This is a genomic window from Enterobacter sp. SCRI0065, from assembly GCF_059766475.1.
On the sequence record NZ_JCBAJB010000012.1, the window covers coordinates 39,072 to 65,384 of the forward strand.

Annotated in this window: 22 protein-coding genes and 4 tRNA genes; 7 read left to right on the forward strand and 19 right to left on the reverse strand. The window is 52.3% G+C overall.

The features are described from left to right. Nucleotides 1-7: 7 nt before the first annotated feature. Nucleotides 8-211 (reverse strand): LPS translocon maturation chaperone LptM, encoded by a 204-nt coding sequence (gene lptM, locus AC6EMZ_RS21225; RefSeq protein WP_498404824.1) that lies wholly within the window; start codon nt 209-211, stop codon nt 8-10. Nucleotides 212-349: 138 nt separating this feature from the next. Between lptM and cyaY the strand changes: the two genes are divergently transcribed. Then, nucleotides 350-670 carry an iron donor protein CyaY gene (gene cyaY, locus AC6EMZ_RS21230; protein WP_498404825.1) on the forward strand — a complete coding sequence of 107 codons (321 nt, stop codon included), beginning with the start codon at nt 350-352 and terminating at the stop codon, nt 668-670. Nucleotides 671-718: 48 nt separating this feature from the next. Here cyaY and cyaA read toward each other — a convergent pair whose 3' ends face one another. Beyond that, complete coding sequence (gene cyaA, locus AC6EMZ_RS21235; RefSeq protein WP_498404827.1) at nt 719-3,265, reverse strand: class I adenylate cyclase; 2,547 nt, start codon at nt 3,263-3,265, stop codon at nt 719-721. Between the two features lie 349 nt (nt 3,266-3,614). Here cyaA and hemC point away from each other — a divergent pair, with 349 nt between their 5' ends. From hemC to hemY, 4 genes are read left to right on the forward strand one after another with little or no spacing between them, the layout of a single operon-like run. Continuing rightward, nucleotides 3,615-4,556 carry a hydroxymethylbilane synthase gene (hemC, locus tag AC6EMZ_RS21240; RefSeq protein WP_498404828.1) on the forward strand — a complete coding sequence of 314 codons (942 nt, stop codon included), beginning with the start codon at nt 3,615-3,617 and terminating at the stop codon, nt 4,554-4,556. Then, on the forward strand, nt 4,553-5,293 hold the full coding sequence (gene hemD, locus AC6EMZ_RS21245) for a uroporphyrinogen-III synthase (RefSeq protein WP_498404829.1): 741 nt from the start codon (nt 4,553-4,555) through the stop codon (nt 5,291-5,293). The genes hemC and hemD overlap by 4 nt, the downstream gene beginning before the upstream one ends. A 20-nt stretch (nt 5,294-5,313) precedes the next feature. Further along, complete coding sequence (hemX, locus tag AC6EMZ_RS21250) at nt 5,314-6,501, forward strand: uroporphyrinogen-III C-methyltransferase (protein WP_498404831.1); 1,188 nt, start codon at nt 5,314-5,316, stop codon at nt 6,499-6,501. 2 nt (nt 6,502-6,503) lie between these two features. After that, nucleotides 6,504-7,700, forward strand: coding sequence for a protoheme IX biogenesis protein HemY (gene hemY / locus AC6EMZ_RS21255; protein ID WP_498404832.1), 1,197 nt, complete (start codon nt 6,504-6,506; stop codon nt 7,698-7,700). Between the two features lie 568 nt (nt 7,701-8,268). On the opposite strand, the gene AC6EMZ_RS21260 is transcribed toward hemY, so the two are convergent. The 17 genes from AC6EMZ_RS21260 to trxA form a co-directional block, all read right to left on the reverse strand. Beyond that, nucleotides 8,269-8,345, reverse strand: a tRNA-Pro gene (locus tag AC6EMZ_RS21260). Between the two features lie 42 nt (nt 8,346-8,387). After that, nucleotides 8,388-8,474: transfer RNA gene (locus AC6EMZ_RS21265), tRNA-Leu, on the reverse strand. 21 nt (nt 8,475-8,495) lie between these two features. Then, nucleotides 8,496-8,571 (reverse strand) — tRNA-His (locus tag AC6EMZ_RS21270). Between the two features lie 66 nt (nt 8,572-8,637). Next, a tRNA-Arg gene (locus AC6EMZ_RS21275) sits at nt 8,638-8,714 on the reverse strand. Nucleotides 8,715-8,819: 105 nt separating this feature from the next. After that, nucleotides 8,820-10,202: a bifunctional threonine/serine APC transporter ThrP gene (thrP, locus tag AC6EMZ_RS21280; RefSeq protein ID WP_498404833.1), complete on the reverse strand. Its 1,383-nt coding sequence runs from the start codon at nt 10,200-10,202 to the stop codon at nt 8,820-8,822. A gap of 194 nt (nt 10,203-10,396) precedes the next feature. Next, on the reverse strand, nt 10,397-11,137 hold the full coding sequence (gene wecG, locus AC6EMZ_RS21285) for a lipopolysaccharide N-acetylmannosaminouronosyltransferase (RefSeq protein WP_498404834.1): 741 nt from the start codon (nt 11,135-11,137) through the stop codon (nt 10,397-10,399). Between the two features lie 12 nt (nt 11,138-11,149). Further along, on the reverse strand, nt 11,150-12,499 hold the full coding sequence (gene wzyE / locus AC6EMZ_RS21290; protein WP_498404836.1) for an ECA oligosaccharide polymerase: 1,350 nt from the start codon (nt 12,497-12,499) through the stop codon (nt 11,150-11,152). After that, nucleotides 12,496-13,575, reverse strand: a complete 1,080-nt coding sequence (locus AC6EMZ_RS21295; RefSeq protein ID WP_498404837.1) for a TDP-N-acetylfucosamine:lipid II N-acetylfucosaminyltransferase — start codon at nt 13,573-13,575, stop codon at nt 12,496-12,498. Before AC6EMZ_RS21295 ends, wzyE begins: the two co-directional genes overlap by 4 nt. Then, nucleotides 13,572-14,822 carry a lipid III flippase WzxE gene (gene wzxE / locus AC6EMZ_RS21300; protein ID WP_498404838.1) on the reverse strand — a complete coding sequence of 417 codons (1,251 nt, stop codon included), beginning with the start codon at nt 14,820-14,822 and terminating at the stop codon, nt 13,572-13,574. The genes AC6EMZ_RS21295 and wzxE overlap by 4 nt, the downstream gene beginning before the upstream one ends. Before the next feature lies 1 nt (nt 14,823). Beyond that, a complete protein-coding gene (gene rffA, locus AC6EMZ_RS21305) occupies nt 14,824-15,954 on the reverse strand; it encodes a dTDP-4-amino-4,6-dideoxygalactose transaminase (RefSeq protein WP_498404839.1) in 1,131 nt (376 codons plus the stop codon). 4 nt (nt 15,955-15,958) lie between these two features. Continuing rightward, on the reverse strand, nt 15,959-16,636 hold the full coding sequence (gene rffC, locus AC6EMZ_RS21310; RefSeq protein ID WP_498404840.1) for a dTDP-4-amino-4,6-dideoxy-D-galactose acyltransferase: 678 nt from the start codon (nt 16,634-16,636) through the stop codon (nt 15,959-15,961). Continuing rightward, nucleotides 16,633-17,895, reverse strand: coding sequence for a UDP-N-acetyl-D-mannosamine dehydrogenase (gene wecC, locus AC6EMZ_RS21315; protein WP_498404841.1), 1,263 nt, complete (start codon nt 17,893-17,895; stop codon nt 16,633-16,635). Before wecC ends, rffC begins: the two co-directional genes overlap by 4 nt. Beyond that, nucleotides 17,892-19,022 (reverse strand): non-hydrolyzing UDP-N-acetylglucosamine 2-epimerase, encoded by a 1,131-nt coding sequence (gene wecB, locus AC6EMZ_RS21320; protein WP_498404842.1) that lies wholly within the window; start codon nt 19,020-19,022, stop codon nt 17,892-17,894. The genes wecC and wecB overlap by 4 nt, the downstream gene beginning before the upstream one ends. 56 nt (nt 19,023-19,078) lie before the next feature. Then, nucleotides 19,079-20,125 (reverse strand): ECA polysaccharide chain length modulation protein, encoded by a 1,047-nt coding sequence (gene wzzE, locus AC6EMZ_RS21325; RefSeq protein WP_498404843.1) that lies wholly within the window; start codon nt 20,123-20,125, stop codon nt 19,079-19,081. 12 nt (nt 20,126-20,137) lie between these two features. Beyond that, on the reverse strand, nt 20,138-21,241 hold the full coding sequence (wecA, locus tag AC6EMZ_RS21330) for a UDP-N-acetylglucosamine--undecaprenyl-phosphate N-acetylglucosaminephosphotransferase (protein ID WP_498404844.1): 1,104 nt from the start codon (nt 21,239-21,241) through the stop codon (nt 20,138-20,140). A gap of 241 nt (nt 21,242-21,482) precedes the next feature. Beyond that, nucleotides 21,483-22,742, reverse strand: a complete 1,260-nt coding sequence (gene rho, locus AC6EMZ_RS21335) for a transcription termination factor Rho (RefSeq protein ID WP_015960963.1) — start codon at nt 22,740-22,742, stop codon at nt 21,483-21,485. Between the two features lie 337 nt (nt 22,743-23,079). Further along, nucleotides 23,080-23,409: a thioredoxin TrxA gene (gene trxA / locus AC6EMZ_RS21340; RefSeq protein ID WP_004386384.1), complete on the reverse strand. Its 330-nt coding sequence runs from the start codon at nt 23,407-23,409 to the stop codon at nt 23,080-23,082. 144 nt (nt 23,410-23,553) lie between these two features. On the opposite strand from trxA, the gene rhlB reads away from it, so the two are divergent. Further along, nucleotides 23,554-24,819 (forward strand): ATP-dependent RNA helicase RhlB, encoded by a 1,266-nt coding sequence (gene rhlB / locus AC6EMZ_RS21345; RefSeq protein WP_498404845.1) that lies wholly within the window; start codon nt 23,554-23,556, stop codon nt 24,817-24,819. Nucleotides 24,820-24,824: 5 nt separating this feature from the next. After that, nucleotides 24,825-26,309 carry a guanosine-5'-triphosphate,3'-diphosphate diphosphatase gene (gene gppA, locus AC6EMZ_RS21350; RefSeq protein WP_498404846.1) on the forward strand — a complete coding sequence of 495 codons (1,485 nt, stop codon included), beginning with the start codon at nt 24,825-24,827 and terminating at the stop codon, nt 26,307-26,309. Nucleotides 26,310-26,313: the final 4 nt, after the last annotated feature.

Below are 26,313 nucleotides of genomic sequence, written 5' to 3' on the forward strand. Positions count from 1 at the left end.
GTGATTATCAGTAGTTCACCTGGCTTGGGCCACCATTATCGCCGCGATCGTTGCTGACCGGCGTAGAGGACTCAATCTGACTATTGACCGGTTTTGTCGGTGGCGGCGCGGTTTTATCAGCAGGAGGGAAATAGAGCGGTCCCTTCAGCCCACAACCGGTCAGACTAAACAGAGTGATGAGAACGGCAAGCGTTCGGAAAACGTTTTTCATGATAAGTTGCCCGTAAGTTCATGCTTTCTGTTTTCTATCATCGCAGGAGGAGGCACAAAAGCAAGAGTTTGCCGCTTTCCTGCAACGGGAATTATTTAGCGTTATACTGCCGCCATCACGAAAAACAGGAACATAACCATGAATGACAGTGAATTCCATCGCCTCGCCGATACCCTGTGGCAGACCATTGAAGCGCACCTGGACGACTGGGATGGCGACAGCGATATCGATTGTGAAATCAACGGTGGCGTACTGACCTTAAGCTTTGAGAATGGCAGCAAAATTATTATTAACCGCCAGGAACCGCTTCACCAGGTTTGGCTCGCAACCAAACAAGGTGGTTACCACTTCAATCTGAAAGGTGACGACTGGGTTTGCGATCGCAGCGGTGAGTTGTTCTGGGATGTACTGGAGCAGGCTGCTACCACGCAGGCAGGCGAGAAAGTCAGTTTCAGATAAGCTCGGACCGTAGGCCGGGTAAGCGTAAGCGTCACCCGGCTAAAAGCCTCAGGAAAAATACTGCTGCAACAGCGGCGTATTGGCGTCCTGATTGGCGGGCACCACTGGTGTGATAGCCTGATTGCGGAACGGAATGACCTGCGCGCGTCCATCGACTTTTACAATCTGATAGAACTGCGGCAGATTGAAGTTGATGAAGCTTGAACCGTAGGTAAAACGATCGTGCGAAGAAGAATAGAAACGACTGACATCGCGGACTAAATCCTCTTTGCTGCCCTCGCAGTGGTGATAGACCTCCGCGCGATTGGTCTCATCCAGAATGTAGATATTGAATCCAGACTCATCATCCGCCTCTTCAAAGAAGAACTGGATAATCCCTTCACTGGCAAAGCCATCGATGACCTGAGGCAGTTTAACCGGGTTGGTTTCGACCTGTACCGACAGGCTGTGCAGCTTGTTGTGCGAAATCGCGCCATAGAACTCAATCGCGTTTTCCAGTTTCTGTACGGAGACGTTCAGACGTTCGAAGAACAGACCCCACGTTTGGCCGGAAACGCGCAGCGCTTTAAAGCGGCCGGTTTCATGACGGGTGCTGGAAAGACGCAGTTCGATGCATTCCGATACCAGTTGCTGCACGCGCGTTCTGATCAGGCCGCGCAAATGCTGGCTGTAGCAGAAGACCTCAACGCTGTCCGGCGGCGCGGCATCCTGATGCATTTTGCCGAGAATCGTTTTCAGCGCTTCAATCATCGCCTGCTCGCCGTTGAAGTGCAGCGTGCGCACTTCATTCCACGAGTTGCGGTACAGCAGATCAACGCTGCCTATCAGGCAGTTTTGCTGCTCGCCAAAGCTGAAGACATCCAGCTTGCGGAAATCGAAATGGACAACCTGGTTACGGAACGCGGTCGTCGGGTCGTATTCAAGGTTGACGATAATCGCCAGATGACGGATTTCGCATGGGCTGTAGAGCGCTTTTGGTGTTGGAGAAGGCAGGCGCAGCGGGAAGTGGTGCGACACATCGGCAACCATTTCCTGCAGCTTGGCTAAATCGACAACCTCATTGCCCTTGATAAACAGACGGGTGCGAGAAGTCAGCAGGCCGTTAAACCAGGCCCAGGCCACCAGCTTGTTAAGATAACGGTTATATTCCAGCGGCTGATGGCTGACGATCGAATCCATGCTTGGCGCACGGTTGTACAAATACCAGCCGGTACGGTTCGCACGACCCGGTGGGACATAAATAAAGGTCAGATTGGGTTCTGAGAGATCCGGCGAAATTTGCGGGTTCACCAGCGTCACTTTGCCCGGCAGCGCTTCAAATGCCGCGTACAGCTTACGGGTTAATACACCGATATCCTGCGGGCTGGCGGAAACGCTGAGGTTATTGCGACGAGCAAAGCGGATCAGGTTACGGTAACTCTGCATCATCGCATCAAGCAGTTCGTTGTGCGCTTCACGAACTTGATCGATTTTCCAGTTTGCGCGGTTGTCGAGCATGGACAAACGTTCTTCGTCCCATCCCCACTCTTTCACCAATTGACTGACCACTTCACGACGCCAGCCAACGCATGCACGTTCGCGACTGAGTTTTTCACAGACTTTTAAGTAGAAACATCGACGCACCAGGTCGAGACGCGTGGGGTCATCAATGGCTTTCAGATATTCGGTCACGCGTTCAAGCATCATGCAGTAGGCATCAAGACCGAAGGAGACAATTTCTCCGTCATGCAGACGCTGTTTGATGTCTTTTGCCAACAGACGCGGCGTAGGGTATTCCCACGAATAGGCTTCAAGCAGCAGCGTTTTCAACACCGCTTTGTACGGTGAGTCGATGCTTTTATAGAGCTGCCACAGGCTTGCACCAAAGTACTCTTCAGCGGATAGCGTGCTTAAGCCGCCCAGATCCATCCATTCATTCGGCGTCAGCACTCCCTGCGAATAGAGCGACATCACGTAATCGTCGTAATGTTCTTCTTCTTCGCACGGCACCATATTCCACAGAATACGCTTGCCCGCTAAACGCACGGCGCTGCGATAAAATTCGTCCAGCAACAGCATATGCTGGGTTGAGCCACAGTCTTCGCCACCCAGACTGCCGCTTTCGTTATGACGGAATCGGTTTTCATCAATCAGGAAGAAGCTGACTTCTACGCCAAGCGATGCGGCCCAGCTTTCAAGCAGGCTGCATTTGCGCTGCAATAGCTGGCGCTCATCGTTGTCGAGCCAGGATTGATGGCAGACCCAGATATCGAGGTCCGAAGAACAGCTTTGCCCTACCGACGAGGTACTTCCCATTGAGTAAACGCCAGTGATCGGCAGCTCGCCTTTTGGGGATTCCTGTGGCGGCATGCCACGGTAGAGTTCTAATTCGCTGAGATAGTGCTGTTGGGTTTCATCAGGCGTGAAAAGGCAGATGCCCTGGGGAACGTTACCGTCGAGGTAACCCGGCATCAGCGGATGGTGATAATGCAATAACGTTGGCAGCAGACTGTAAACCTGCTGGAAAGCAGGCCCCATGGCAGCAAGCGCGCGATCCACACGCAATTGATTTATGGCATCCAGTCTCTGTTTCAGAGTCTCAATATAGAGGTACAAGACATATCGCCTGATGTTTCCGGACGTGGCAATCGTTCAATACATCAAAAGATTGCGGGCCCGCAGTATTTCAAAAGGATAACCGTTACCTTTTTTCGCCCTTATGATTTTAGTGGTACAGACGAAAAAATGGTCTAAAACGTGATCAATCTAACACCTTGCCGGTTGACCGTAAAGAAAGATGCACTACATACAAAGTGTAGCACCGTTCTGCAGGTGTAAATTCCTTAATACGGTAGCGAATGACCGATGCATCGCCTTGTCCCTCACTGCATCATTGACCGTAAAACTGACATCCCAGAGACAACAATGTTAGGATGGACAGTGGACGATAATGACGGTAACAAGCATGTTAGACAATGTTTTGAGAATTGCCACACGCCAAAGCCCACTCGCGCTCTGGCAGGCACACTATGTTAAGCAGCGCCTCGAAGCCTGCCATTCGGACCTACGTGTTGAACTGGTGCCAATGGTCACGCGCGGCGACGTTATTCTGGATACACCGCTGGCGAAAGTGGGCGGTAAAGGTCTGTTTGTCAAAGAGCTGGAAGTGGCACTGCTTGAAAACCGCGCCGATATCGCCGTTCATTCGATGAAGGACGTCCCGGTTGAATTTCCTGACGGCTTAGGTTTGGTGACCATTTGCGAGCGTGAGGATCCCCGCGACGCATTTGTTTCCAATCATTTTGCTTCTCTCGATGAGTTACCTGTTGGTAGCGTCGTTGGCACGTCAAGTTTACGCCGCCAGTGCCAGTTGGCCGAACGCCGCCCGGATCTGATTATTCGATCCCTGCGCGGAAACGTCGGCACACGCCTTGGTAAACTCGATAACGGTGATTACGATGCCATTATTCTGGCGGTCGCTGGCCTGAAGCGCCTGGGTCTTGAATCGCGCGTTCGTGTCGCCATGCCGCCTGAACTGTCCTTGCCTGCCGTAGGCCAGGGTGCAGTCGGTATTGAATGTCGTCTGGACGATGAGCGTACCCGCACGCTGCTGGCACCGCTCAACCATGATGAAACGGCCATCCGCGTAAAAGCAGAACGTGCCATGAACATGCGTCTTGAGGGCGGCTGTCAGGTGCCTATTGGCAGCTATGCTGAATTGATTGAAGGTGAGCTTTGGCTGCGTGCGCTGGTTGGCGCGCCGGACGGTTCACAGATGGTACGCGGCGAACGTCGCGGACAACCACAAGATGCAGAAACGCTGGGTGTATCGCTTGCTGAAGAGTTACTCGATAACGGCGCACGTGAGATCCTGGCGGATGTTTACAATGGAGAACCACCGGCATGAGTATCCTCGTCACCCGCCCTTCTCCCGCAGGAGAACAATTAGTGAGCCGTCTGCGCACACTGGGGCAGGTGGCATGGAGCTTTCCGTTAATTGAGTTCTCCCCTGGTCGGGAGTTACCCACACTCTTCGACCATCTTAGCACCCTGCAGGAAGGTGATTTAGTCTTCGCCTTATCGCAACATGCGGTGGAATTTGCCCACGCGCATTTACAGCAACACGCCCACACCTGGCCGATAGCCCCACATTATTTCGCCATTGGGCGCACCACCGCGCTGGCATTACATACCGTCAGCGGAATTGACGTTCGCTATCCGTTAGATCGGGAAATCAGCGAAGTCTTGCTACAATTACCTGAATTACAAACTATTGCGGGCAAGCGAGCGCTCATACTCCGCGGTAATGGCGGTCGTGAACTGCTGGGTGAAACGTTAACCGCCCGTGGTGCCGACGTCACCTTCTGCGAATGTTATCAGCGCTGTGCAAAATATTATGACGGTGCGCAAGAAGCGATGCGCTGGAAGGCACGTGGCGTAAACACACTGGTGATCACCAGTGGCGAAATGCTGCATCAGCTCTGGTCGCTAGTCCCGGAATGGTATCGTGACAACTGGTTACTCCGCTGCCGACTGCTGGTCGTCAGCGAGCGTCTGGCGAATCTGGCCCGGGAGCTGGGCTGGCAAGATATTCTGATCGCTGAGAATGCCGACAACGATGCGCTGCTGCGCGCATTACAATAATCTCATAATGGGAAGCCATAATGACGGAACAAGAAAAATCCTCCGCCGTGGTTGAAGAAACCAGGGAGACTGTGGAAGTTAAACCACAGTCAGAAACGACTGAGAAAACAATTGAGAAAAAAAACGGCAGCAATAAAACGAGCCTGGCGCTAAGCGCCATCGCGATCGCTATTGCACTCGCAGCCGGTGTCGGCCTGTACGGACTGGTGAAGAAACAAGCCACCAATCAGTCTGTGACCAGCGATGCGCTGATCAATCAAATTAGCGCCCTGCAAAAAGCGCAGGAGACGCAAAAGACCGAGTTTGAGGGCGTCATTAAGCAGCAGGCGACCCAGCTTACCGAGGCCAATACCCGGCAGGAAGAGCTGACGAAACAGCTCGGCGAAGTGCAAGAAAAAGTCGCGACTATTTCTGGCACTGACGCAAAAACCTGGCTGCTGTCACAGGCCGATTTCCTGGTGAAAATGGCCGGGCGTAAGCTGTGGAGCGACCAGGATGTGACCACTGCCGCTGCGCTGCTGAAAAGCGCAGATGCCAGCCTGGCAGATATGAACGACCCAAGCCTGATTAGCGCGCGTCGTGCCATCACGCAAGATATTGCGAGCCTGGGTGCCGTTTCTCAGGTGGATTATGACGGCATTATCCTCAAGGTGAATCAGCTTTCAAACCAGATTGATAATCTGCGTCTGGCCGATAATAACGACGACGATTCCCCGATGGATTCCGACGGCACCGAGCTCTCCAGTTCGCTGAACGAATGGCGCATCAACCTGCAAAAAAGCTGGCAGAGCTTTATGGACAGTTTCATCACCGTTCGCCGTCGCGATGAAACTGCGGTACCGCTGTTAGCGCCGAATCAAGATATCTACCTGCGCGAAAATATTCGCTCCCGACTGCTGGTCGCGGCGCAGGCCGTTCCACGCCATCAGGAAGAGACGTATAAGCAGGCACTGGATAGTGTTTCGACGTGGGTACGCGCTTACTACGATACGAGTGACGCCACCACAACGGCATTCCTTGATGACATCGACAAGCTCAGTCAGCAGAACATCACCATGGATGTGCCTGACACGCTGGAAAGCCAGCCGATTCTGGAAAAGCTCATGCAAACGCGCGTCCGTAACCTGCTGGCGCAGCCTGGCGTGGCGGCGGAACCAGATGCAGCCGCCCCTGCGCCTGAAAGCGCCGCTCAAGCTCAAGGAGAGTAATCATGTTAAAAGTCTTATTACTCTTTTTATTGTTGATCGCGGGGATCGTACTGGGTCCCATGCTGGCCGGGCATCAGGGCTACGTCTTAATCCAGACTGACAATTACAACATTGAAACCAGCGTCACGGGCCTGGTGATCATCTTGATCCTCGCGCTGGTCGTGCTGTTTGTTGTGGAGTGGATCCTGCGCCGTATTTTCCGCACGGGCGCGCATACCCGTAGCTGGTTCGTTGGACGTAAACGCCGCCGCGCGCGCAAGCAAACCGAACAGGCGCTGCTGAAACTGGCAGAAGGTGACTATCAGCAGGTAGAAAAGCTGATGTCGAAAAATGCCGATCACGCCGAGCAGCCAGTGGTTAACTATTTACTGGCCGCAGAGGCCGCACAGCAACGTGGTGATGAAGCACGTGCCAATCAGCATCTTGAGCGCGCCTCGGAACTGGCATCTAACGATCAGATCCCGGTTGAGATCACCCGGGTTCGTCTGCAGCTGGCACGTAATGAAAATCACGCCGCCCGTCATGGGATTGACCGTCTGTTAGAAATTACCCCACGCCACCCGGAAGTGCTGCGTCTTGCAGAGCAGGCGTACATCCGTACCGGCGCCTGGGGATCGCTGCTCGATATCATTCCGTCTATGGCGAAAGCAGACGTTGGCGACGATGAGCATCGCGATGCGCTTCAACGGCAGGCGTGGATTGGCCTGATGGACCAGGCGCGTGCCGATCTGGGCAGCGATGGATTGAAAACCTGGTGGAAGAATCAAAGCCGTAAAACGCGTCAGCAAGTTCCACTGCAGGTTGCCATGGCAGAGCATCTTATCGAATGTGACGATCATGACACCGCGCAGGAGATTATTCTTGATGGACTGAAGCGTCAGTACGATGACCGCCTGGTAATGATGATTCCGCGCCTCAAAACGAATAACCCGGAGCAAATGGAAAAAATGCTCCGCCAGCAAATCAAAAACGTGGGCGATCGTCCGCTGCTTTGGAGCACGCTGGGTCAGTCGCTGATGAAACACGGTGAATGGCAGGAAGCGAGTCTCGCCTTCCGCGCCGCGCTGAAACAGCGCCCTGACGCGTTTGACTATGCATGGCTTGCCGATACGCTGGATAAGCAGCACAAGCCAGAAGAGGCCGCCGCGATGCGTCGCGATGGGCTGCTGCTAACGTTACAGAACAATCCTTCTCAGTAATCACCTACACGACCTGCTGCCCGGTGACGCGTTGCTTACCGGGCCAGCCAATCCCCTTTTTGACCATAAAAAAACGCCTGCTTAAAAAAGCAGGCGTTAAACAGGTCTGTTTGACAACATAGCGGTGCTTCACTCAACGTAATGCCCATGGTGTTTGATGAGGCCGAAGCGACATCTTTCAGTGGACGATAAGCACCTTAATTGGCTCTGCGTCATTCCTGAGTTTATGAGGCCCGAAGGCGAACATAAGAGGTGGAATGAGCATCTACACGGATATTATTGCATGTAACGTGCCAACGTTACACGTAGAACTTTTACATAACGCAACATTTTAAGATTAAACGTTTTTTTCCCGTAAAGACGCTTCCAGTACGCAGAATTAAGCGTCATGAAAGGCTCGAGTGTCGCCTGAAAGAGACAACTATAGGATGAAAATAAAAAACCAATGAAAATCAGTTGATTAAGTGTCATCAAATGACGACAAAGGGACAGTTTTATGTGTGGAAATAGCGACAGAGGAGTTGAAACGGTAGAAAACAAAAAACCCCGCCGAAGCGGGGTTCAAAATTGGTCGGCGAGAGAGGATTCGAACCTCCGACCCACTGGTCCCAAACCAGTTGCGCTACCAAGCTGCGCTACTCGCCGATATACTGCTTTTTTAACTTTTTAGTTTAATGCTTTAAGTCGTGGTGCGAGGGGGGGGACTTGAACCCCCACGTCCGTTAAGACACTAACACCTGAAGCTAGCGCGTCTACCAATTCCGCCACCGTCGCGTATCACAACTTATTTAATAATGGGGTGGCTAATGGGACTCGAACCCACGACAACTGGAATCACAATCCAGGGCTCTACCAACTGAGCTATAGCCACCACAACTTATTCTTTCACGCGGTTCTGTCTACTTAACAGACCACCGCAGCTCTAGCACCGGGTAAATGGTGCGCCCGACAGGATTCGAACCTGAGACCTCTGCCTCCGGAGGGCAGCGCTCTATCCAGCTGAGCTACGGGCGCTTAGCGCCGTTGCGGGGCTGGATATTACGGAGGTCTCGGTCTGCTGTCTAGTGCTTTTTCAAAATAAATGCGCGTTTGGTTATGCTTTGCGCACTTTGTCGCTAATTACTCCACTTTCTGGCTTTCCGCCCGGCCGCTGAGACCAAAGAGTTTGTATCCCACACTGACGGCGGCCATAAAGATCATCCCGACAAACAGCGACATGCGGGTGTCTTCATTAAAGTACATCCCGATTAAAACGCAAACCAGGAACGCCATCGTGAGGTAGTTTGCCCACGGGAACATAATCGAGCGGAACGGATGGCTGGCAATCGCCTCTTTGTGAGCCTGTCGGAAGCGCAGTTGGCTAATCAGTATGACAAACCACGGCACCATCCCCGGCAGTACGCTTGCGCTATACACGTAGACAAACACACGCTGCGGATTGGGGATAATATAGTTCAGGCACGATCCAATCAGCAGAATAGCAATGGAAATCGCCACACCCACAACCGGCACGCCTACGCGGGAGACTTTCCCAACCACCGCCGGAAGTTGACGGTTATTAGCCAGTGCATAAAGCATACGCCCGCAGCTATACATCCCGCTGTTACAGCCTGAAAGCGCCGCCGTCAGCACCACGAAGTTAATAATACCTGCTGCTGCGGTAATACCGATTTTGGCGAACGTCAGCACAAACGGGCTGCCGGTGGTGCCAATCTGATTCCACGGGAAAATAGTCACGATGACGAAAATCGCGCCCACATAGAAAATCAGGATGCGCCACAGCACTTTGCCCACCGCGCTACGCAGCGTAACCTGCGGGTTTTTCGCTTCACCGGCAGTAATGCCGATAAGCTCAACGCCCTGATAGGACGCGACAACGATACAGAGCGCCGTCAGGAAGCCCTTCCAGCCGCCCGCAAAGAAGCCGCCATGGTCGGTTAGATTACCAAAGCCAATCGCCTGTCCGCCGTTGCCAAAGCCAAAGAAAATCACGCCCAGACCCACCACTATCATCACGATGATGGTGGTGACTTTAATCATGGCAAACCAGAACTCAATTTCACCGTACAGGCGCACGGCCGCGAGATTAGCGAGAGCGACTAGCCCTACCGCAATCAACGCGGGTATCCATTGCACCATGTCCGGGAACCAGAACTGAACGTAGACCCCTATTGCGGTGATTTCCGATATCCCAACGGCCATCCACATAAACCAATATGACCACGCCGTGAGATAGCCAAAAAACGGGCTCATATAACGATGAGCATAGACCGCGAATGAACCGGCAACCGGCTCAAGGAAAAGCATTTCGCCCATCGAACGCATGATGAAGAAGACGAACAGGCCAGCAACGATATAGGCCAGCAGTACAGACGGGCCAGCCCATTTGAGCGTGCTGGCGGAGCCCATGAACAGGCCTACGCCAATCGTGCCGCCTAGCGCTATCAATTCGATATGTCGAGCTTCCAGCCCACGCTGTAGCTCAGGTTTTTTCTCTGCCATAAATCCTCGGTTGTGTTTGCTGTTGCCCGGCTTTTGCCGGTTATTTTTATGGGGTACTGAAATACGGGGAGGAATGGTTTCGTAAAATGTGCCAAATGGCAAACGATGCATTAAAAAAATGAACGTATTGCACATAAAGGCAGCGGTTTTGCAGGGGAGTTGGAGCGCGAACAGCATATCGCGCTACATTTTGATTACATTTTCCCGGTGTAGTGCCAGCCGAGGTAACGCAGTAGCTTAATCTGTCGTGTAATGCGGGTAGGCTGAGATAAGAGGCGATAGAGCCACTCTAGCCCTAAATTTTGCCACACTTTTGGTGCGCGCTTAACGTGGCCAGTAAAGACATCGTAGGTACCGCCAACCCCCATATAGAGTGCATCAGGACATACCTGCCGGCAGTCACGCATCAGGATCTCCTGGCGCGGCGACCCCATCGCGACGGTCACAATCTTCGCCCCGCTGTCACGGACGCGTTCAAAAAGGGCATGACGGTCTTCCGGCTTAAAATACCCATCCTGGCTGCCCACAATATTAACATTCCACTGCGCACGCAGTTTCTGCTCCGTTTGTGAGAGCACGCCGGGCTTGCCACCGATAAGAAAAACTGGCGTATTTTCTGCTCCGGCTCGCGCCATTAACGCTTCCCACAGATCCGCGCCTGCCACGCGCGAGACGCGCGCCTGAGGGAATTTCTTACGTATCGAGCGCACCACGCTGATGCCGTCGGCGTATTTGAACTCTGCCGCCTCGATCAGGCCTTTAACTTCCGCGTTATCTTCTATCGCCAGCATCTTTTCTGCGTTGATAGCAACCAAGGTACCGGATTTGATTTTGCCATCGGCGCACAGGTAGTCCAGTGCATGCTGCATATCACGCCAGCCGATAAGCTTGAGGCCGCGCAGTGCATAGACTGGCGCGGAGGTATTGTCAGTCATGATTATCCTTACTCAGACTTGAGAAAGCGTCCTGATGGGCCGAGGTTCACGTTTGTGGATAAGCCCTGCGGCTTCAAATAGCCAGTACAACAGCTTCGCCAGTAACAGGCAGATGCCGAAAACCACCATAAAGAACACAACGCGTGAAACGAACGAATCCAGCCCTTCGCGTGCCAGCACGATCATATTGAAAATGGCACCAAAACAGAAACTGTGCAAAATGGCTGCCTTATAGCGATTCGTCTCTTCGTTGCCCCGCACGTATAGCCAGTCAAACCATTTGATGATAAGCCCAACCGCTACCGCACCAGGCAGAATAAACCAGACCCCACCCATGACGACCAGCGAACCGATTAACGTCGGGGAAATCGCAAGCCCCGAGTGGTTGTTGAGCACTTCCCACGTAAAGTAGTTTGCCGTATTCAGAACAACGCCAGGCCTGTCCGGCCACAGCCAGGTGGGGATGAATACGTAGAAATCACGCACAATTGGCGCCAGCCCCTGAAAATCAATTTTATCGTAGTTTTGCAGCAGCAGGGCCAGGTTTTCCCACGGTGAGAAGGTATCGCGCGTAAGGTACAAGAAGGTGTAAAAGGCTTCGTCACCCGCAACGTTAAGCCCATAGCGTTTTAGGGCCAGCCAGAACATCCCCACAATACCGAACACCCCCGCCGCGACTAACATCCACAACGAGATCCATCCGCGAATAATGCCAATAAACAGGAAGATAGCGAAGGCGATAATGATATTGGCGCGCGTACCGCCAACAATCATGTAGGTCAGCAAACCAAATGCTACGGTGCTCACCAGGAAAAAGAGCCACGCCTTGCTGTCCTGTCGCAGGAAATAGACCACCAGCATTGCCGGAATGAAGAAGTAAAAGAAACGCTTGAGCGCAACGCCTGAAACTTCCGCCGAGAAAATCTGGCTATACGACTGGAGCTTAAACAACAGAAAGCCGTTATGCATAAAGAAGATGCCGACGCTGACCAGCGCGATAATCATCAACATCACCCATGTCAGGTGCGTCTCAACCCGATTCATCGTGAACAACGCCCGTCGCGGAGCATGATTCACCGGCCGCAAGCGCGTTTTATAGGTAACGTAGTAGACCGCGTAGAAGCAGGTTGCTGACAACAAGGCCTGCATGAGGATTTCTGGCGGCGCGACACCAACGTCAAAGCGGAAGACTAAAATGCTGGTCAGCGGGAAGCCGAAGAAAAAGGTGAGCAAAAACAACAACGAGAAGAAAACGTTGAAGTTAAAACGGACGCGGCGGAATTCAAACCAGGTCAATGTCGCGATAAACAGTGAGCTGAGAAGCCAAATCACCAACAGGCCGCTAAATTGCAATTGGCTCATGCTTTTTCTCCGGAAGCAATCCGCAGCGCCTGATGCCACGGCGCGAGATAATTTGGGCTGAAAAAGTCGATGGCATTTTTATCCACCAATGCCAGCTGACGTTGAGCTTCCCGCACCACACCTTCGTTGAGATCGTCTGACGTGAACAATACGGGAATCTGCTGCTCCGCCATGTCCTGCCAGAACGGATTTTCGCGATTGAGCACGCATGGAATTCCGGCCTGAATAAGCAGGCACAGCGTCCCAATCCCCTGCTGGCGGGCGAAAATGAAATAGCCAAGATCGCACTGTCGAAGCAACGTCAGATACGCTTCAAATGCGAGTTTCTCACTCAGAATCTGAAGATTTTCAGGGCTAAATAACGCTAATCCACTCTGACGAACTTCTGAAATGTAAGCGTCGTTATTTGCAGGATAGCCCATCGGGACAATAACGTTCACCGTGTCGCCAAACTGCTGATGGACAGCTTTCAACGCCGCGATATGTTCGTTGCTGCGATCGCCCGAATTACCCACCAGAATCGTCAGCTTCCCTTCACGTTGGCGGTCGTTCGCCAGGGTGTTTAGCGCGGGATCCATGCGCGTCGGAAAATAAAGTAACTCTCCCCGTACGTTTGGATGCTGTTTCGCAAAGTGATTGAGATCGCCTCGCGTGGCAAACACACAGCCAACCCGCGCTTGCGCCATACGACGCAGCGGATAAAACAGTCGGAATTTCCAGCCGCGTGAGATTTCGTAAAGATCTGCGCCCCAGATATGCCAGTTAAACTGCGCGGGCTTGATAGCTCCACTCAGCAGCGCCAGCCATAGTCCGGTATTAAATTGTCCGTGAAAGAAGAAATGCTGCTCGCGACTGGATTTCGCCATGGCAATCACCGCTTTTGCCAGCGTTGCTTTATCCGCAAAGAAGGTGATTGTTAGCGCCGGAAATTCGGCGCTCAACCCGTTATCCTGGCCCGCCACCATAAATTCGCGCGTGTCTACGCCAGTAGCAGCCAGTTCGTCGTTAAAGAACCGCAAAACGGTTTGGTTATGATGCGGGATATTCGATCCCAGCACGTGTATCAGTGCAGTCATGCGCGTCTACGCCAAAGTAAAAATACGCCGCAACAGGCAGCGAAGTAAACAATATAAGTCGCCATATAGGCTTGAGCCGCGCCCAGCGCACCGTGCGTCGGGATCAGCCAGTGCGAAAAGCCCGTCAGCAGGGCAAATTGGCTAATTTCCGCCAGAATATACAGCCGCAAAGACGCTTTAGCGATCACCAGATAACCGAAAACGTAAGCGCCCACTTTCAGCACATCCCCCACCAGCTGCCAGGCAAACAGGTCGCGCATAGCGATAAACCTGGCAGAAAACAGAAGCCAGATGGCGACATCACGTAGCAGCCAGACGGTAAAACTCGCCGCAGCAACAGCCGGAAGGACAAAGCGTAAGGAGCGGACAATCTCGCGGGTAATATCCTGCCTGGACGTCAGGCGAGATAAGGTTGGCAGCAAATAGACGCTAAAGGAAGCCGTTATAAATTGGAGGTAGGCATCCGAAATACTGCTCACACCTTGCCAGATACCCACTTCATCCCAGCTGTAATGGGCCGCTAACAGGTTTCGCATCATCACATAGGCAACGGGTATCGTGACGGAAGTAATGAGTGCCATTAGGGTAAATTTCCCTAACTGCCCCGCCAGGACTTTATCCCACTGTGGCTTTAAATAGTGAAGCGGAATGGTTCCTCTGCGTATCAGCATAAACGCAGCCGGAATGACAACCAGCGCAGGGACTAGCGCCAGGCCAAGCAGCGCACCTTCGTAACCGCCCAGGCGATAACAGAAGTAATAGGCGATAACGCCAATAATACTGCCCAGAATCAGCGCCAGCGCATTTCCGGCAGCGTCCCGGAAACCTTTCATCAGCGCCAGAAGCAGGTTGGCCCAGGCGATACCCATCTGCACCAGTGCGACCAGGCGCACCAGCCCCTGGTAATCGGTGTGGCCAAAAAGCCCCTGGCTTATCGGTGCCGCTGCCAGCAGAAAAATCACCGCCAGCAGCGTTGAAAAGCCCAATACCATAGCGGAAGAGGTTCCCACGACCGTACGGAGCTTTTCTGCATCGTCGTGATGCTGCGCGACGTATTTGGTTACGCCGTTGAAAATACCGGCTCCTGCGAGTACGCCAAGCACGGTGACCAGTTGACGAAAATTCCCCGCCTGACCTACGCCCGAAGGACCAAATGAGACTGCCAGCAGCTTAACGACCAGTAATCCGACGCCAATCTTGACGAGTGTGGACGCCGCGGTCCACACGGAGGCTTTAGCAAGAGACATATCAGCCGAAATAACTCAGAAGCGTGTTAATCACCGTGCGCTGGTTTACTGGCGCGAGGTTGTAGAACAGCGGCAGGCGAAGCAAACGCTCACTTTCTTTTGTGGTGTAGCGGTCTTCACCAATAAATTCGCCAAACGCCTCTCCGGCAGGGCTGGAGTGCAGCGGAATATAATGGAATACCGCCATAATTTCGGCTTCTTTCAGATACGCAATCAACGCATTACGATCGTCGTTATCGCGCAGCTTAAGGTAGAACATATGCGCGTTATGCACGCAGTCAACCGGAATGGTTGGTAACTCAATACGCCCGCTTTTAGCCAGCGGCTCAAGCGCATCATAATAGGTTTGCCACAACGTCAGACGCTGCTGATTAATACGATCTGCCGCCTCCAGTTGCGCCCAGAGATAGGCCGCCTGCAGGTCAGCCATCAGATAGCTGGAGCCAATATCACGCCAGGTATATTTATCAACCTGTCCACGGAAGAACTGGCTGCGGTTAGTGCCTTTTTCACGGATGATTTCCGCACGTTCAATCAGCGCACGATCGTTAATTAACGTTGCGCCGCCTTCACCACCCGCGGTGTAGTTTTTGGTTTCGTGAAAACTAAAGCAGCCGATATGACCAATGGTTCCCAGCGCACGACCTTTGTAGGTCGACATCACGCCTTGCGCGGCATCTTCCACAACAAAAAGATTATGCTTTTTGGCGATCGCCATAATGGTGTCCATTTCACACGCTACGCCAGCGTAATGAACGGGCACAATCGCGCGAGTTTTGTCGGTGATCGCCGCTTCAATTAAGGTTTCGTCGATGTTCATGGTATCCGGGCGGATATCGACAAAGATAATTTTGGCTCCACGCAAAACAAACGCATTCGACGTTGAAACAAAGGTGTAGCTCGGCATGATGACTTCATCACCAGGGCCGATATTCAGCAGCAAGGCTGCCATCTCCAGCGACGCGGTGCAGGATGGCGTGAGAAGGACTTTAGCGCTGTGAAAACGCTGCTCCATCCACTGCTGGCATCGACGGGTAAAGCCGCCGTCACCACAAAGTTTGCCGCTGCCCATCGCAGACTGCATGTAATCGAGTTCGGTTCCCACAACGGGAGGTGCGTTAAATGGAATCATCTTGTCACCTGTATAGCCAGTAGGCGGTGGCGTCTACATTGGCACCACTCGCAATATAACGTTTAAGCGCGGCGGTATTACCCATTTGGGTCGCCACCCGCAGAATTGAAAGCTGACGCTGTTGCGCCCAGTTCAATGCGGCCTGCATGAGTTTGTCGCCCATGCCACGTCCGGCCAGCAGGCCAATGCGCGCCTCGCTGTCATTGAGCTGCCGCAATGAAACAAAGGCCTGAATCGCACCATCAGGATCTCGAAAGACCAAACATTCATGATCGAACGTGCCTTTGACTGCATTTTCTACCCACTGGGCGTAAAAACGACCGCTATCTTCCATGGCGTACCACGGCGAGCGGAACCGACTCTGGGCAAAGGCCAGCGCGGCCATCTGGCGCAGGGCAGGAATATCTTGTGCTGTCGCCCTGTCGGCTTCCGTTGCGCGATGTAACCCAACGGCAATCGTTAGATCAACTTCGCCTTCAACCAACTGGAAGCCAGACTGCTGGAGCGCGTCCAGCAGATCGGCGCACCCTGCCGGAATTTTGGCCTGAAGCCGTTGCCACGGTAAGAAATCTGCCAAAGTCAGTTCTGGAGCGTTGTCACTGAAGCGAACAATCGCGGAGGAAATGCCAAAAAACTGGCTTTCCCAGGCCAGCGGTTCAAGAGAACCACGTAATGGACTCAACGCCAGACGCCCCTGGTATCAACAATGTATTGTTGACGCACAGCGTCACCGCTGACCGCTTTAAATTCTTTGTGATCCACCAGCAACACCAACACGTCTGCCGTCGCAAGCGCATCGTCTAAGCTTGTCAGCTGGCAATGCCCGACCAGTTTCTTTGGCAGAACATGAATGTTGGGTTCAACCACCAGCGTTTCACCGGTGTGCCAGGCGGCAATCATCTCGGCGATACCCATTGCCGGGCTTTCGCGCAGGTCGTCAATATTGGGCTTAAAAGCAAGGCCGAAGCAGGCGATTTTCAGCTCGCTTACGCGCTTACCGCTCTCGGCGAGGCAATCCGCTACCGTCGCTTTGACCTGATTCATCACCCAGTGGGGCTTGCCATCATTCACTTCACGAGCGGTTCGGATCAGTCTTGCCTGATCCGGGTTTTGCGCCACGATAAACCACGGGTCAACGGCGATACAGTGACCGCCTACACCCGGGCCGGGTTGCAGGATATTCACTCGCGGATGGCGATTCGCCAGACGGATGAGCTCCCAGACATTGATCCCCTGATCGGCGCAAATTAGCGATAACTCATTCGCGAAAGCAATATTGACATCGCGGAAGCTGTTTTCAGTGAGCTTGCACATTTCTGCGGTGCGAGAGTTCGTCACCACGCATTCGCCTTCGAGGAAAATTTGATAAAGCTCGCTGGCACGCGCGGAGCACACTGGCGTCATCCCGCCAATTACGCGGTCATTTTTAATCAGTTCAACCATGACCTGCCCGGGTAAAACGCGTTCAGGACAGTACGCAATATTGATATCAGCCAGTTCCCCCGACTGCTGCGGGAAGGTGAGATCTGGACGAGCCTCAGCCAGCCACTGCGCCATTTGCTCGGTCGCACCGACAGGAGACGTAGACTCCAGAATCACCAGCGCACCTTTTTTCAGCACCGGCGCGATTGATTTCGCTGCCGCTTCGACATAAACCATATCAGGCTCATGGTCGCCTTTGAACGGTGTGGGAACGGCGATCAGGTAGGCATCTGCCTCGACTGGCGCAATGCTGGCGGTCAGATATCCACCTTCGACGGCGGTCTTTACCACGCTGTCGAGGTCGGGTTCTACGATGTGAATTTCACCACGGTTAATGGTATCAACCGCATGTTGGTTGATATCCACCCCGATAACCTGCTTTTGACGTGAGGCAAAGGCAGCTGCGGTCGGCAGTCCAATATAGCCAAGGCCAATGACGGAGATGGTCGTAAAACTCATAGCGATACCCGATTGTGTTTAAGTGCATGCAAAATACGGCTACAGGCCTGTCCGTCGCCATAAGGATTATGGGCACGGCTCATGGCTTGATATTCCTCTTCGTCGTGCAGCAAGCGCGTGACTTCTTCCACGATACGCTGTGAGTCGGTGCCCACCAGACGTACCGTGCCAGCTTTAATCGCTTCTGGGCGCTCGGTGGTTTCGCGCATCACCAGCACCGGCTTACCCAGCGAAGGTGCTTCTTCCTGAATACCGCCAGAATCGGTCAAAATCAGCCAGGCATGATTCATCAGCCAAACGAATGGCAGGTAATCCTGCGGCTCAATGAGCATGACGTTTTCAACATGGCCCAAAATGCGGTTGACCGGCTCACTGACGTTGGGATTGAGGTGAACAGGATAAACAACCTGCACATCTTTATTTTGCGCGGCGACTTCCGCCAGCGCGTGGCAGATTTGTTCAAACCCGCGACCAAAGCTTTCGCGACGATGACCGGTGACCAGGATCATCTTTTTCCCGTTAGCGAGGAACGGATAACGCTCAGCCAGCTCTGCACGCAAAGTGTCGCTGTCCATCACGCGATCCCGCACCAAAATCAGCGCATCAATGACCGTATTGCCCGTGACAAAAATGTTGTCATCGCTAATGTTTTCGCGCAGCAGATTTTGACGTGAGTTTTCGGTAGGAGCGAAGTGATACTTCGCCAGATGGCCAGTCAAGGTACGGTTGGCCTCTTCAGGCCATGGGGACGACAAATCGCCGGTACGTAAGCCCGCTTCGACATGCCCCACGGGAATGCGCTGATAAAAGGCTGCCAGGCTAGTCGCAATCGTCGTGGTGGTATCACCGTGGACCAGGACAATGTCAGGTTTGAAAGATTCCAGAATAGGTTTCAACCCTTCCAAAATACGGCAGGTAATTTCCGTTAACCCTTGTCCCGGTTTCATAATATTAAGATCGTAATCCGGGACAATGGAAAAGAGATTTAAGACTTGATCAAGCATCTCCCGATGCTGCGCGGTAACGCAAACTTTCGCCTCAAAATAAGCGTCATTTGCCAGCGCATGAACCAGGGGCGCCATCTTGATGGCCTCCGGCCTTGTGCCAAATACGGTAAGTACTTTCACATCGATTCTCTTCGATTAAACGATGAAGGCCGCAGCCCTCATCGTTGATAGCGTTCTTAATTTGTACGACGACGCGTTAACGCTACGCCTGCGCCAACCAGCACGCCCACGATCCCCCACATAATCATCAGGAATGCGCGACGCGGACTATCGCGTTTAACGGGTTCTTCAGGCGTTCGCAAATAACGATAGGTCTGAAAACGTGGATCCAGAGTCGGACCTACGTTCAGCGTATTGAGCATGGCGCGATTCTGATCGTAATCGAGGTCAAAATCAGGGCCAACCGCCTTCAGGTTTTCAAGGCGAGCCTGCAGCATAGGACGCCCCAACAGGAACATCTCGGAGTCTGGCAACTCATCGGCTGGAACATCCGTTTCACTGCGGGAGATATTGCGCTGCTCTGCGATCTGCAACGCCTGCTCAATGTTATGAACGCGGCGAGAATAAATCGCTTTAGCCACTTCTTCCTGGCGTTTAACCTGCGCCTTCATCTGAATGGTACGTGCCGCCCATGCGCCTTTTAGTTCGTCATTCTGATGACTGGCCGCGCGCTGGCTGGCAAAGGCGACGTATTGACGCAACAGGTTATTCGCATCAGGTGCCGTCTCTGCAATCAGCTTGACGCTGTCATTGACGTTACGCAGCACATCACCCGGTATAAACTGGATGTTATTGATCAGGTCATCAAGCAGCGCTGCGTCAGCTTTGCTATTACCCACCATACGTTGTTTGTAATAATCCGTCTGCGACCAGAAGTCACGGCGCGTATCCCATGAGGCCAGTTGCATAATGAATTCTTTATAAGATTCATCCATCACTGAAGGCTGATCGGCGGAGGCAAGATTGGCCTTGATGTCGAGGTTACGCAGGAATTGCTGCTGGGAATAAAATCCTCCCAGCATATTCACCGTTGGCCTGTCAGTGATCGCCGTTGCGCTCCACTCTTGTTTTGCAAAAAAGGTATACGCCAGCGCAAACAGCGCGAATCCCAGCGCGATTCCTGCGATCCACAGCTTGCCCGCCCACAGCACGCGAAACAAACCACGAATATCCAGCTCATTCTCAGTTACCACTGATTTCGCTCCTGCCACCGGTTGAGTCATCACAATCCCAGTTTATTTAGTTAAAGTTGGATTATTGCCACTATTACGACGCATCCTGCGCTTCAGACGTTTAATGAAACGCGCAACCTTCCATGCGCGCTTTATGCAGTAGCCATACAGGAAAAATGCTAGCAAGAATAATACCAACATTACCCACTCAGGAATAAAATGAGCATACTCCGCTGCCACACCAATAGCGGCCAGAATAGCAGCCGCCAGCGTAATCAGCACGAATGCCTGACGCGATGTGAAGCCGGCACGCATAATCAGATGATGAATATGCTGACGGTCTGCAGAAAAAGGACTCATCCCTTTACGCAGTCGACGGTACATAATGGCGACCATATCCATTAGTGGAATAGCGATAATCCACAGCGCCGTTACCGGGCTTATAGGGTGCGTTTTCCCCTGCGTCGTTTCTAATAAAATCCAGATTATGGTAAACCCGATAAACGTACTTCCTGCATCGCCCATAAAGACTTTATAGCGACGACCCAGCACGCCAAGGTTAAGAAGGATATAAGGCAGGATCGCCGCAATCATCGCAAAGCACCACATCGCGAGACTGTATTGCCCGTCAAACCACAAAATAATACCGATTGCTGCAAAGGAGACACTTGAAAGTCCACCCAGCAGGCCATCGATACCATCCACCATATTGAAGGCATTGATTGCCACCCAAACGGCGAAAAGCGTCAGAAAATAGCCAAACGGCCCCAGCAGCATTTCCCATGAGCCAAATATATAGCCGAGACTGCTTAAATGGAGCTTCGCAACGACCATCATAATGATAGCAACAGCGGCCTGAACAAAAGCTCGGATTTTGACGCTGATGTCAAAACGATCGTCAAGCGCTCCCACGATGACCAGGACACTGGCGCAGGATATATACAGTTTAGCGTGGGGGATGTAGTAATCCGCGATGGCGAAAGTAAAACAGATACCTGCAAAAACGGAGATGCCACCCACCAGCGGGATCAGGCCCTGATGACGTTTACGGAAGTTGGGCTTATCCACTAACCCCAGATATTTTGCCACCTTACGTGCAAGAAACAAAAAGCAGGTGGTAAAAAGAAAAATACTGGTTAGCTCAGTAAACGTAGCAAGTAGGTTCACAATGGATGCTCTCAACAAATGTTAGTTCCAGAAGTATAACCATGAAAGCGCAGCCTCAGAAGGCAAAAGCAAGTCTCTTGCACCCTCATTTGTTTATTATTCAATCTATTATTTTTTTAACTGTACGAATAATCCTATATTCGGACTAACCAGTCAAAAAAGGGGAGTCTGTGGTTATAGCCTATAGCCCATAAAAAGAAAACGCCACGTAAAAACGTGGCGTTTGCTGGGTTTATTTGGTTTACGAGCGTTTCATCATGTCGAAGAAATCGTCGTTTGTTTTGGTCATCGCCAGCTTGTTAATGAGGAATTCCATTGCGTCGATTTCGCCCATTGGGTGAATGATCTTACGCAGGATCCACATTTTCTGCAGCTCTTCCTGGGTGGTGAGCAGCTCTTCTTTACGCGTACCGGAACGGTTGTAGTCAATTGCCGGGAAGACGCGCTTCTCTGCAATTTTACGTGCCAGATGCAGTTCCATGTTGCCGGTACCTTTAAACTCTTCATAGATAACTTCATCCATTTTAGAGCCAGTATCGACCAGAGCAGTCGCGATAATGGTCAGGCTTCCGCCCTCTTCCACGTTACGCGCCGCGCCGAAGAAACGCTTCGGACGATGCAATGCGTTCGCATCCACACCACCAGTCAGTACTTTACCGGAAGCCGGAACCACGGTGTTGTACGCACGCGCCAGACGAGTAATGGAGTCGAGCAGAATGATAACGTCTTTCTTGTGCTCAACCAGACGCTTCGCTTTCTCGATAACCATTTCCGCGACCTGAACGTGGCGAGAAGCTGGCTCATCAAAGGTAGAAGCAATAACTTCACCTTTAACCAGACGCTGCATCTCTGTCACTTCTTCAGGACGTTCGTCGATCAGCAGAACCATCAGTACGCAATCTGGATGGTTGTAAGCAATGCTCTGCGCGATATTCTGCAGCAGCATAGTCTTACCCGCTTTCGGCGGTGCCACGATCAGACCACGCTGACCACGACCAATTGGAGAAGCCAGATCCAGAACGCGAGCCGTCAGGTCTTCGGTAGAACCGTTACCACGCTCCATACGCAGACGAGAGTTTGCGTGCAGCGGCGTTAAGTTTTCAAACAGGATCTTATTACGCGAGTTTTCAGGCTTGTCGTAGTTAACTTCGTTAACTTTCAACAGCGCAAAGTAGCGTTCACCCTCTTTAGGAGGACGAATCTTACCTGAAATGGTGTCACCAGTACGAAGGTTGAAACGGCGGATTTGGCTAGGGGATACGTAGATGTCATCAGGACCGGCGAGGTAGGAGCTGTCTCCAGAACGGAGGAAACCAAATCCGTCTTGCAATATCTCCAGTACACCGTCGCCAAAGATATCTTCGCCACTCTTTGCGTGCTGCTTCAGGATGGCAAAAATGATGTCCTGCTTGCGCATACGGGCTTGGTTTTCAAGGCCCATGTTTTCGCCGAGAGTAATCAGCTCAGAAACCGGCGTATTCTTTAATTCGGTAAGATTCATAATGGTGTGGGTTCTTAAACTCGGGGTAAATCTCGAACTTAATTTGTGAATGGTATGGAAGGGTCATCCATGCCTGTTTGCGGCCATCAACTCATGTCTGTTCGCTGTCTGGTTACAGGGAAAGAACGCAGATCTGAAACGACAAGACGGATTGAGTGACAAGCCCGGAATCTAGCATCTTCACGCAATGTTTTATGTCAACAACGGGAAGCATCGGGTAAAACAAGAACGACAAGGTATGTTTAAATCGAAGTCATAAGTAACTTAGCACGACTAAAGCCGGGCGTCCAGAGATCCGCATCATTTCGGAATTCCAGACGCCACAAGCCGAGAAACCTTACGCCAGATTAGCGTCCAGGAACTCTTTCAGCTGACCTTTGGACAAGGCGCCCACTTTGGTTGCAGCGACTTCGCCGTTTTTAAACAACAGCAGGGTTGGGATACCGCGAATGCCGTACTTAGGCGCGGTGCCCGGGTTCTGGTCGATGTTCAGCTTGGCAACGGTCAGTTTGCCCTGATATTCGTCAGCGATTTCATCCAGAATCGGAGCGATCATTTTGCAAGGACCACACCATTCAGCCCAGAAATCGACGAGTGTCAGCCCGTCAGCTTTAAGTACGTCCGTGTCAAAACTGTCGTCAGTCAGGTGAATAATTTTATCGCTCATATATAACTCCACAGGAATAAGCCTGGCGTGTTGGTGTAGGATTAATCAACGACGTGTTGATGTAGCATTAACCAACTAAAGGTTGACTTTATTTCACCGGATACGCTTTCGTAAAGCAATAGTAAGCTGATATTCTACCACACTATGAGCAAAACACATTTAACAGAACAGAAGTTTTCCGACTTCGCCCTGCACGCAAAAGTGATTGAAGCCCTTGAAAATAAAGGTTTTCATCACTGCACGCCCATTCAAGCCCTCGCACTGCCGCTTACGCTGGCAGGTCGCGATGTTGCAGGGCAGGCGCAAACCGGTACTGGCAAAACGATGGCGTTTTTGACGTCAACGTTTCATTATTTACTGACTCATCCAGCAATTGATGACCGAAAAGTTAACCAACCGCGTGCGCTGATCATGGCCCCAACGCGAGAACTTGCGGTACAAATCCATGCTGACGCTGAACCTCTGGCACAGACTACTGGCCTTAAGTTGGGTCTTGCCTATGGTGGCGATGGCTACGATAAGCAGCTGAAAGTGCTGGAAAGCGGTGTTGATATTCTTATCGGCACCACAGGCCGTCTTATCGACTACGCCAAACAAAACCACATCAACCTTGGCGCAATCCAGGTTGTGGTACTCGACGAAGCCGATCGTATGTACGATTTGGGCTTCATTAAAGATATTCGCTGGTTGTTCCGCCGTATGCCGCCTACGCCGCAGCGTCTGAACATGCTGTTCTCCGCAACCCTTTCCTACCGCGTTCGCGAACTGGCGTTCGAGCAAATGAATAACGCCGAATACGTTGAAGTCGAGCCGGAACAGAAAACGGGTCACCGCATTCAGGAAGAACTTTTCTACCCATCAAACGAAGAGAAGATGCGTCTTCTGCAGACATTGATCGAAGAAGAGTGGCCAGATCGCGCGATTATCTTCGCCAACACCAAGCACCGCTGCGAAGACATCTGGGGCCATCTGGCTGCGGATGGACATCGCGTTGGCTTGCTGACGGGCGATGTCGCGCAGAAAAAACGTCTGCGTATCCTTGAAGAATTTACCCGTGGCGATTTGGATATTCTGGTTGCTACCGATGTTGCTGCACGTGGCCTACACATTCCGGCCGTGACGCACGTCTTCAACTATGACCTCCCGGACGATTGCGAAGATTACGTACACCGCATAGGTCGTACCGGTCGCGCAGGTGCCAGCGGTCACTCAATCAGCCTGGCGTGTGAAGAGTATGCTTTGAATCTTACAGCCATTGAGACATACATCGGTCACTCGATTCCGCAGAGTAAATACAATCCGGAAGCGTTGTTGAGCGAATTGCCACCAGCGAAGCGTTTGACTCGCGCCCGTTCTGGCAATGGCCCGCGTCGTACCGGCGCGCCTCGCAATCGTCGCCGTTCAGGTTAAAAAGAATGAAGACCGGTTCCTCGCTCTATGCAGCTATTGATTTAGGTTCGAATAGTTTTCATATGCTGGTGGTACGCGAGGTGGCTGGGAGCATTCAAACCCTGACCCGTATCAAGCGCAAGGTCCGTCTCGCGGCGGGCCTTAGTCAGGAAAATCACCTTTCCCCTGAAGCCATGGAACGCGGCTGGCAATGTCTGCGTCTCTTTGCTGAACGTCTGCAAGATATCCCGCACGCGCAAATTCGCGTTGTCGCGACCGCCACGCTACGTCTGGCGGTTAACGCCGTTGATTTTATTGCGAAAGCGCAGGAGATTCTTGGCTGTCCGGTGCAGGTGATTAGCGGCGAAGAAGAAGCGCGTTTAATCTATCAGGGCGTTGCCCACACGACGGGTGGTGACGATCGTCGTCTGGTCGTGGACATCGGTGGAGCCAGTACTGAGCTGGTCACCGGTACCGGCGCGCAGGCTACGTCGTTGTTTAGCCTTTCCATGGGCTGTGTGACCTGGCTTGAGCGCTATTTTACCGATCGCAATCTCGGCCAGGAGAACTTTGACGAAGCGGAAAAAGCCGCCCGCGAAGTCCTGCGCCCCGTGATGGACGAACTGCGCTATCACGGCTGGAAAGTGTGTGTCGGGGCTTCGGGTACCGTTCAGGCGCTACAAGAAATCATGATGGCGCAAGGAATGGACGAGCGGATTACGCTGGCCAAACTTCAGCAACTCAAGCAACGCGCCATTCAATGCGGCCGTCTTGAAGAGCTTGAAATCGAAGGATTAACGCTAGAACGTGCTTTGGTCTTCCCAAGCGGACTGGCGATCCTGATCGCTATATTTACGGAACTTAATATTCACTGCATGACGCTGGCTGGCGGTGCGCTCCGCGAAGGTCTGGTCTACGGTATGCTGCATTTGTCGGTTGAACAAGATGTGCGTAGCCGTACGATTCGTAACGTACAACGTCGATTTATGGTGGATATCGAACAGGCTCAACGCGTTGGACAACTGGCATCACACTTTGCCGATCAGCTCAGCGGCCACTGGGATATCGAGCCATTAAGTCGCGATTTGCTGATAAGTGCCTGTGCGTTGCATGAAGTGGGTTTGAGTATCGATTTTAAACAGGCTCCTGGTCACGCCGCATACCTGGTTCGTCATCTCGATCTTCCGGGGTTTACACCAGCGCAGAAAAAGCTTCTGGCCACCTTGTTATTGAATCAGACCAACAACGTTGATCTTTCTTCTTTGCATCAACAAAATGCCGTACCGCCGCGCGTTGCCGAACATCTTTGTCGACTTCTGCGTCTGGCCATTTTATTCGCCAGCCGCCGTCGTGATGATTTGCTGCCGACCATGACGCTCGAAGTTGAGGGTGAAAATCTGGCGCTCACATTGCCCGAAAACTGGCTGAGCCATCACCCACTTGGGGCTGAACTTATCGATCAGGAATGCCAGTGGCAAAGCTATGTCCACTGGTCACTCGTGGTGAGATAACGTC

Bases quoted from the DNA above. Each gene is read 5' to 3' on its own strand.
- lptM (WP_498404824.1), bottom strand. From the start codon at position 211: ATGAAAAACGTTTTCCGAACGCTTGCCGTTCTCATCACTCTGTTTAGT.
- cyaY (WP_498404825.1), top strand. From the start codon at position 350: ATGAATGACAGTGAATTCCATCGCCTCGCCGATACCCTGTGGCAGACC.
- hemC (WP_498404828.1), top strand. From the start codon at position 3,615: ATGTTAGACAATGTTTTGAGAATTGCCACACGCCAAAGCCCACTCGCG.
- hemD (WP_498404829.1), top strand. From the start codon at position 4,553: ATGAGTATCCTCGTCACCCGCCCTTCTCCCGCAGGAGAACAATTAGTG.
- hemX (WP_498404831.1), top strand. From the start codon at position 5,314: ATGACGGAACAAGAAAAATCCTCCGCCGTGGTTGAAGAAACCAGGGAG.
- hemY (WP_498404832.1), top strand. From the start codon at position 6,504: ATGTTAAAAGTCTTATTACTCTTTTTATTGTTGATCGCGGGGATCGTA.
- thrP (WP_498404833.1), bottom strand. From the start codon at position 10,202: ATGGCAGAGAAAAAACCTGAGCTACAGCGTGGGCTGGAAGCTCGACAT.
- wecG (WP_498404834.1), bottom strand. From the start codon at position 11,137: ATGACTGACAATACCTCCGCGCCAGTCTATGCACTGCGCGGCCTCAAG.
- wzyE (WP_498404836.1), bottom strand. From the start codon at position 12,499: ATGAGCCAATTGCAATTTAGCGGCCTGTTGGTGATTTGGCTTCTCAGC.
- AC6EMZ_RS21295 (WP_498404837.1), bottom strand. From the start codon at position 13,575: ATGACTGCACTGATACACGTGCTGGGATCGAATATCCCGCATCATAAC.
- wzxE (WP_498404838.1), bottom strand. From the start codon at position 14,822: ATGTCTCTTGCTAAAGCCTCCGTGTGGACCGCGGCGTCCACACTCGTC.
- rffA (WP_498404839.1), bottom strand. From the start codon at position 15,954: ATGATTCCATTTAACGCACCTCCCGTTGTGGGAACCGAACTCGATTAC.
- wecC (WP_498404841.1), bottom strand. From the start codon at position 17,895: ATGAGTTTTACGACCATCTCCGTCATTGGCCTTGGCTATATTGGACTG.
- wzzE (WP_498404843.1), bottom strand. From the start codon at position 20,125: ATGACTCAACCGGTGGCAGGAGCGAAATCAGTGGTAACTGAGAATGAG.
- rho (WP_015960963.1), bottom strand. From the start codon at position 22,742: ATGAATCTTACCGAATTAAAGAATACGCCGGTTTCTGAGCTGATTACT.
- trxA (WP_004386384.1), bottom strand. From the start codon at position 23,409: ATGAGCGATAAAATTATTCACCTGACTGACGACAGTTTTGACACGGAC.
- rhlB (WP_498404845.1), top strand. From the start codon at position 23,554: ATGAGCAAAACACATTTAACAGAACAGAAGTTTTCCGACTTCGCCCTG.
- gppA (WP_498404846.1), top strand. From the start codon at position 24,825: ATGAAGACCGGTTCCTCGCTCTATGCAGCTATTGATTTAGGTTCGAAT.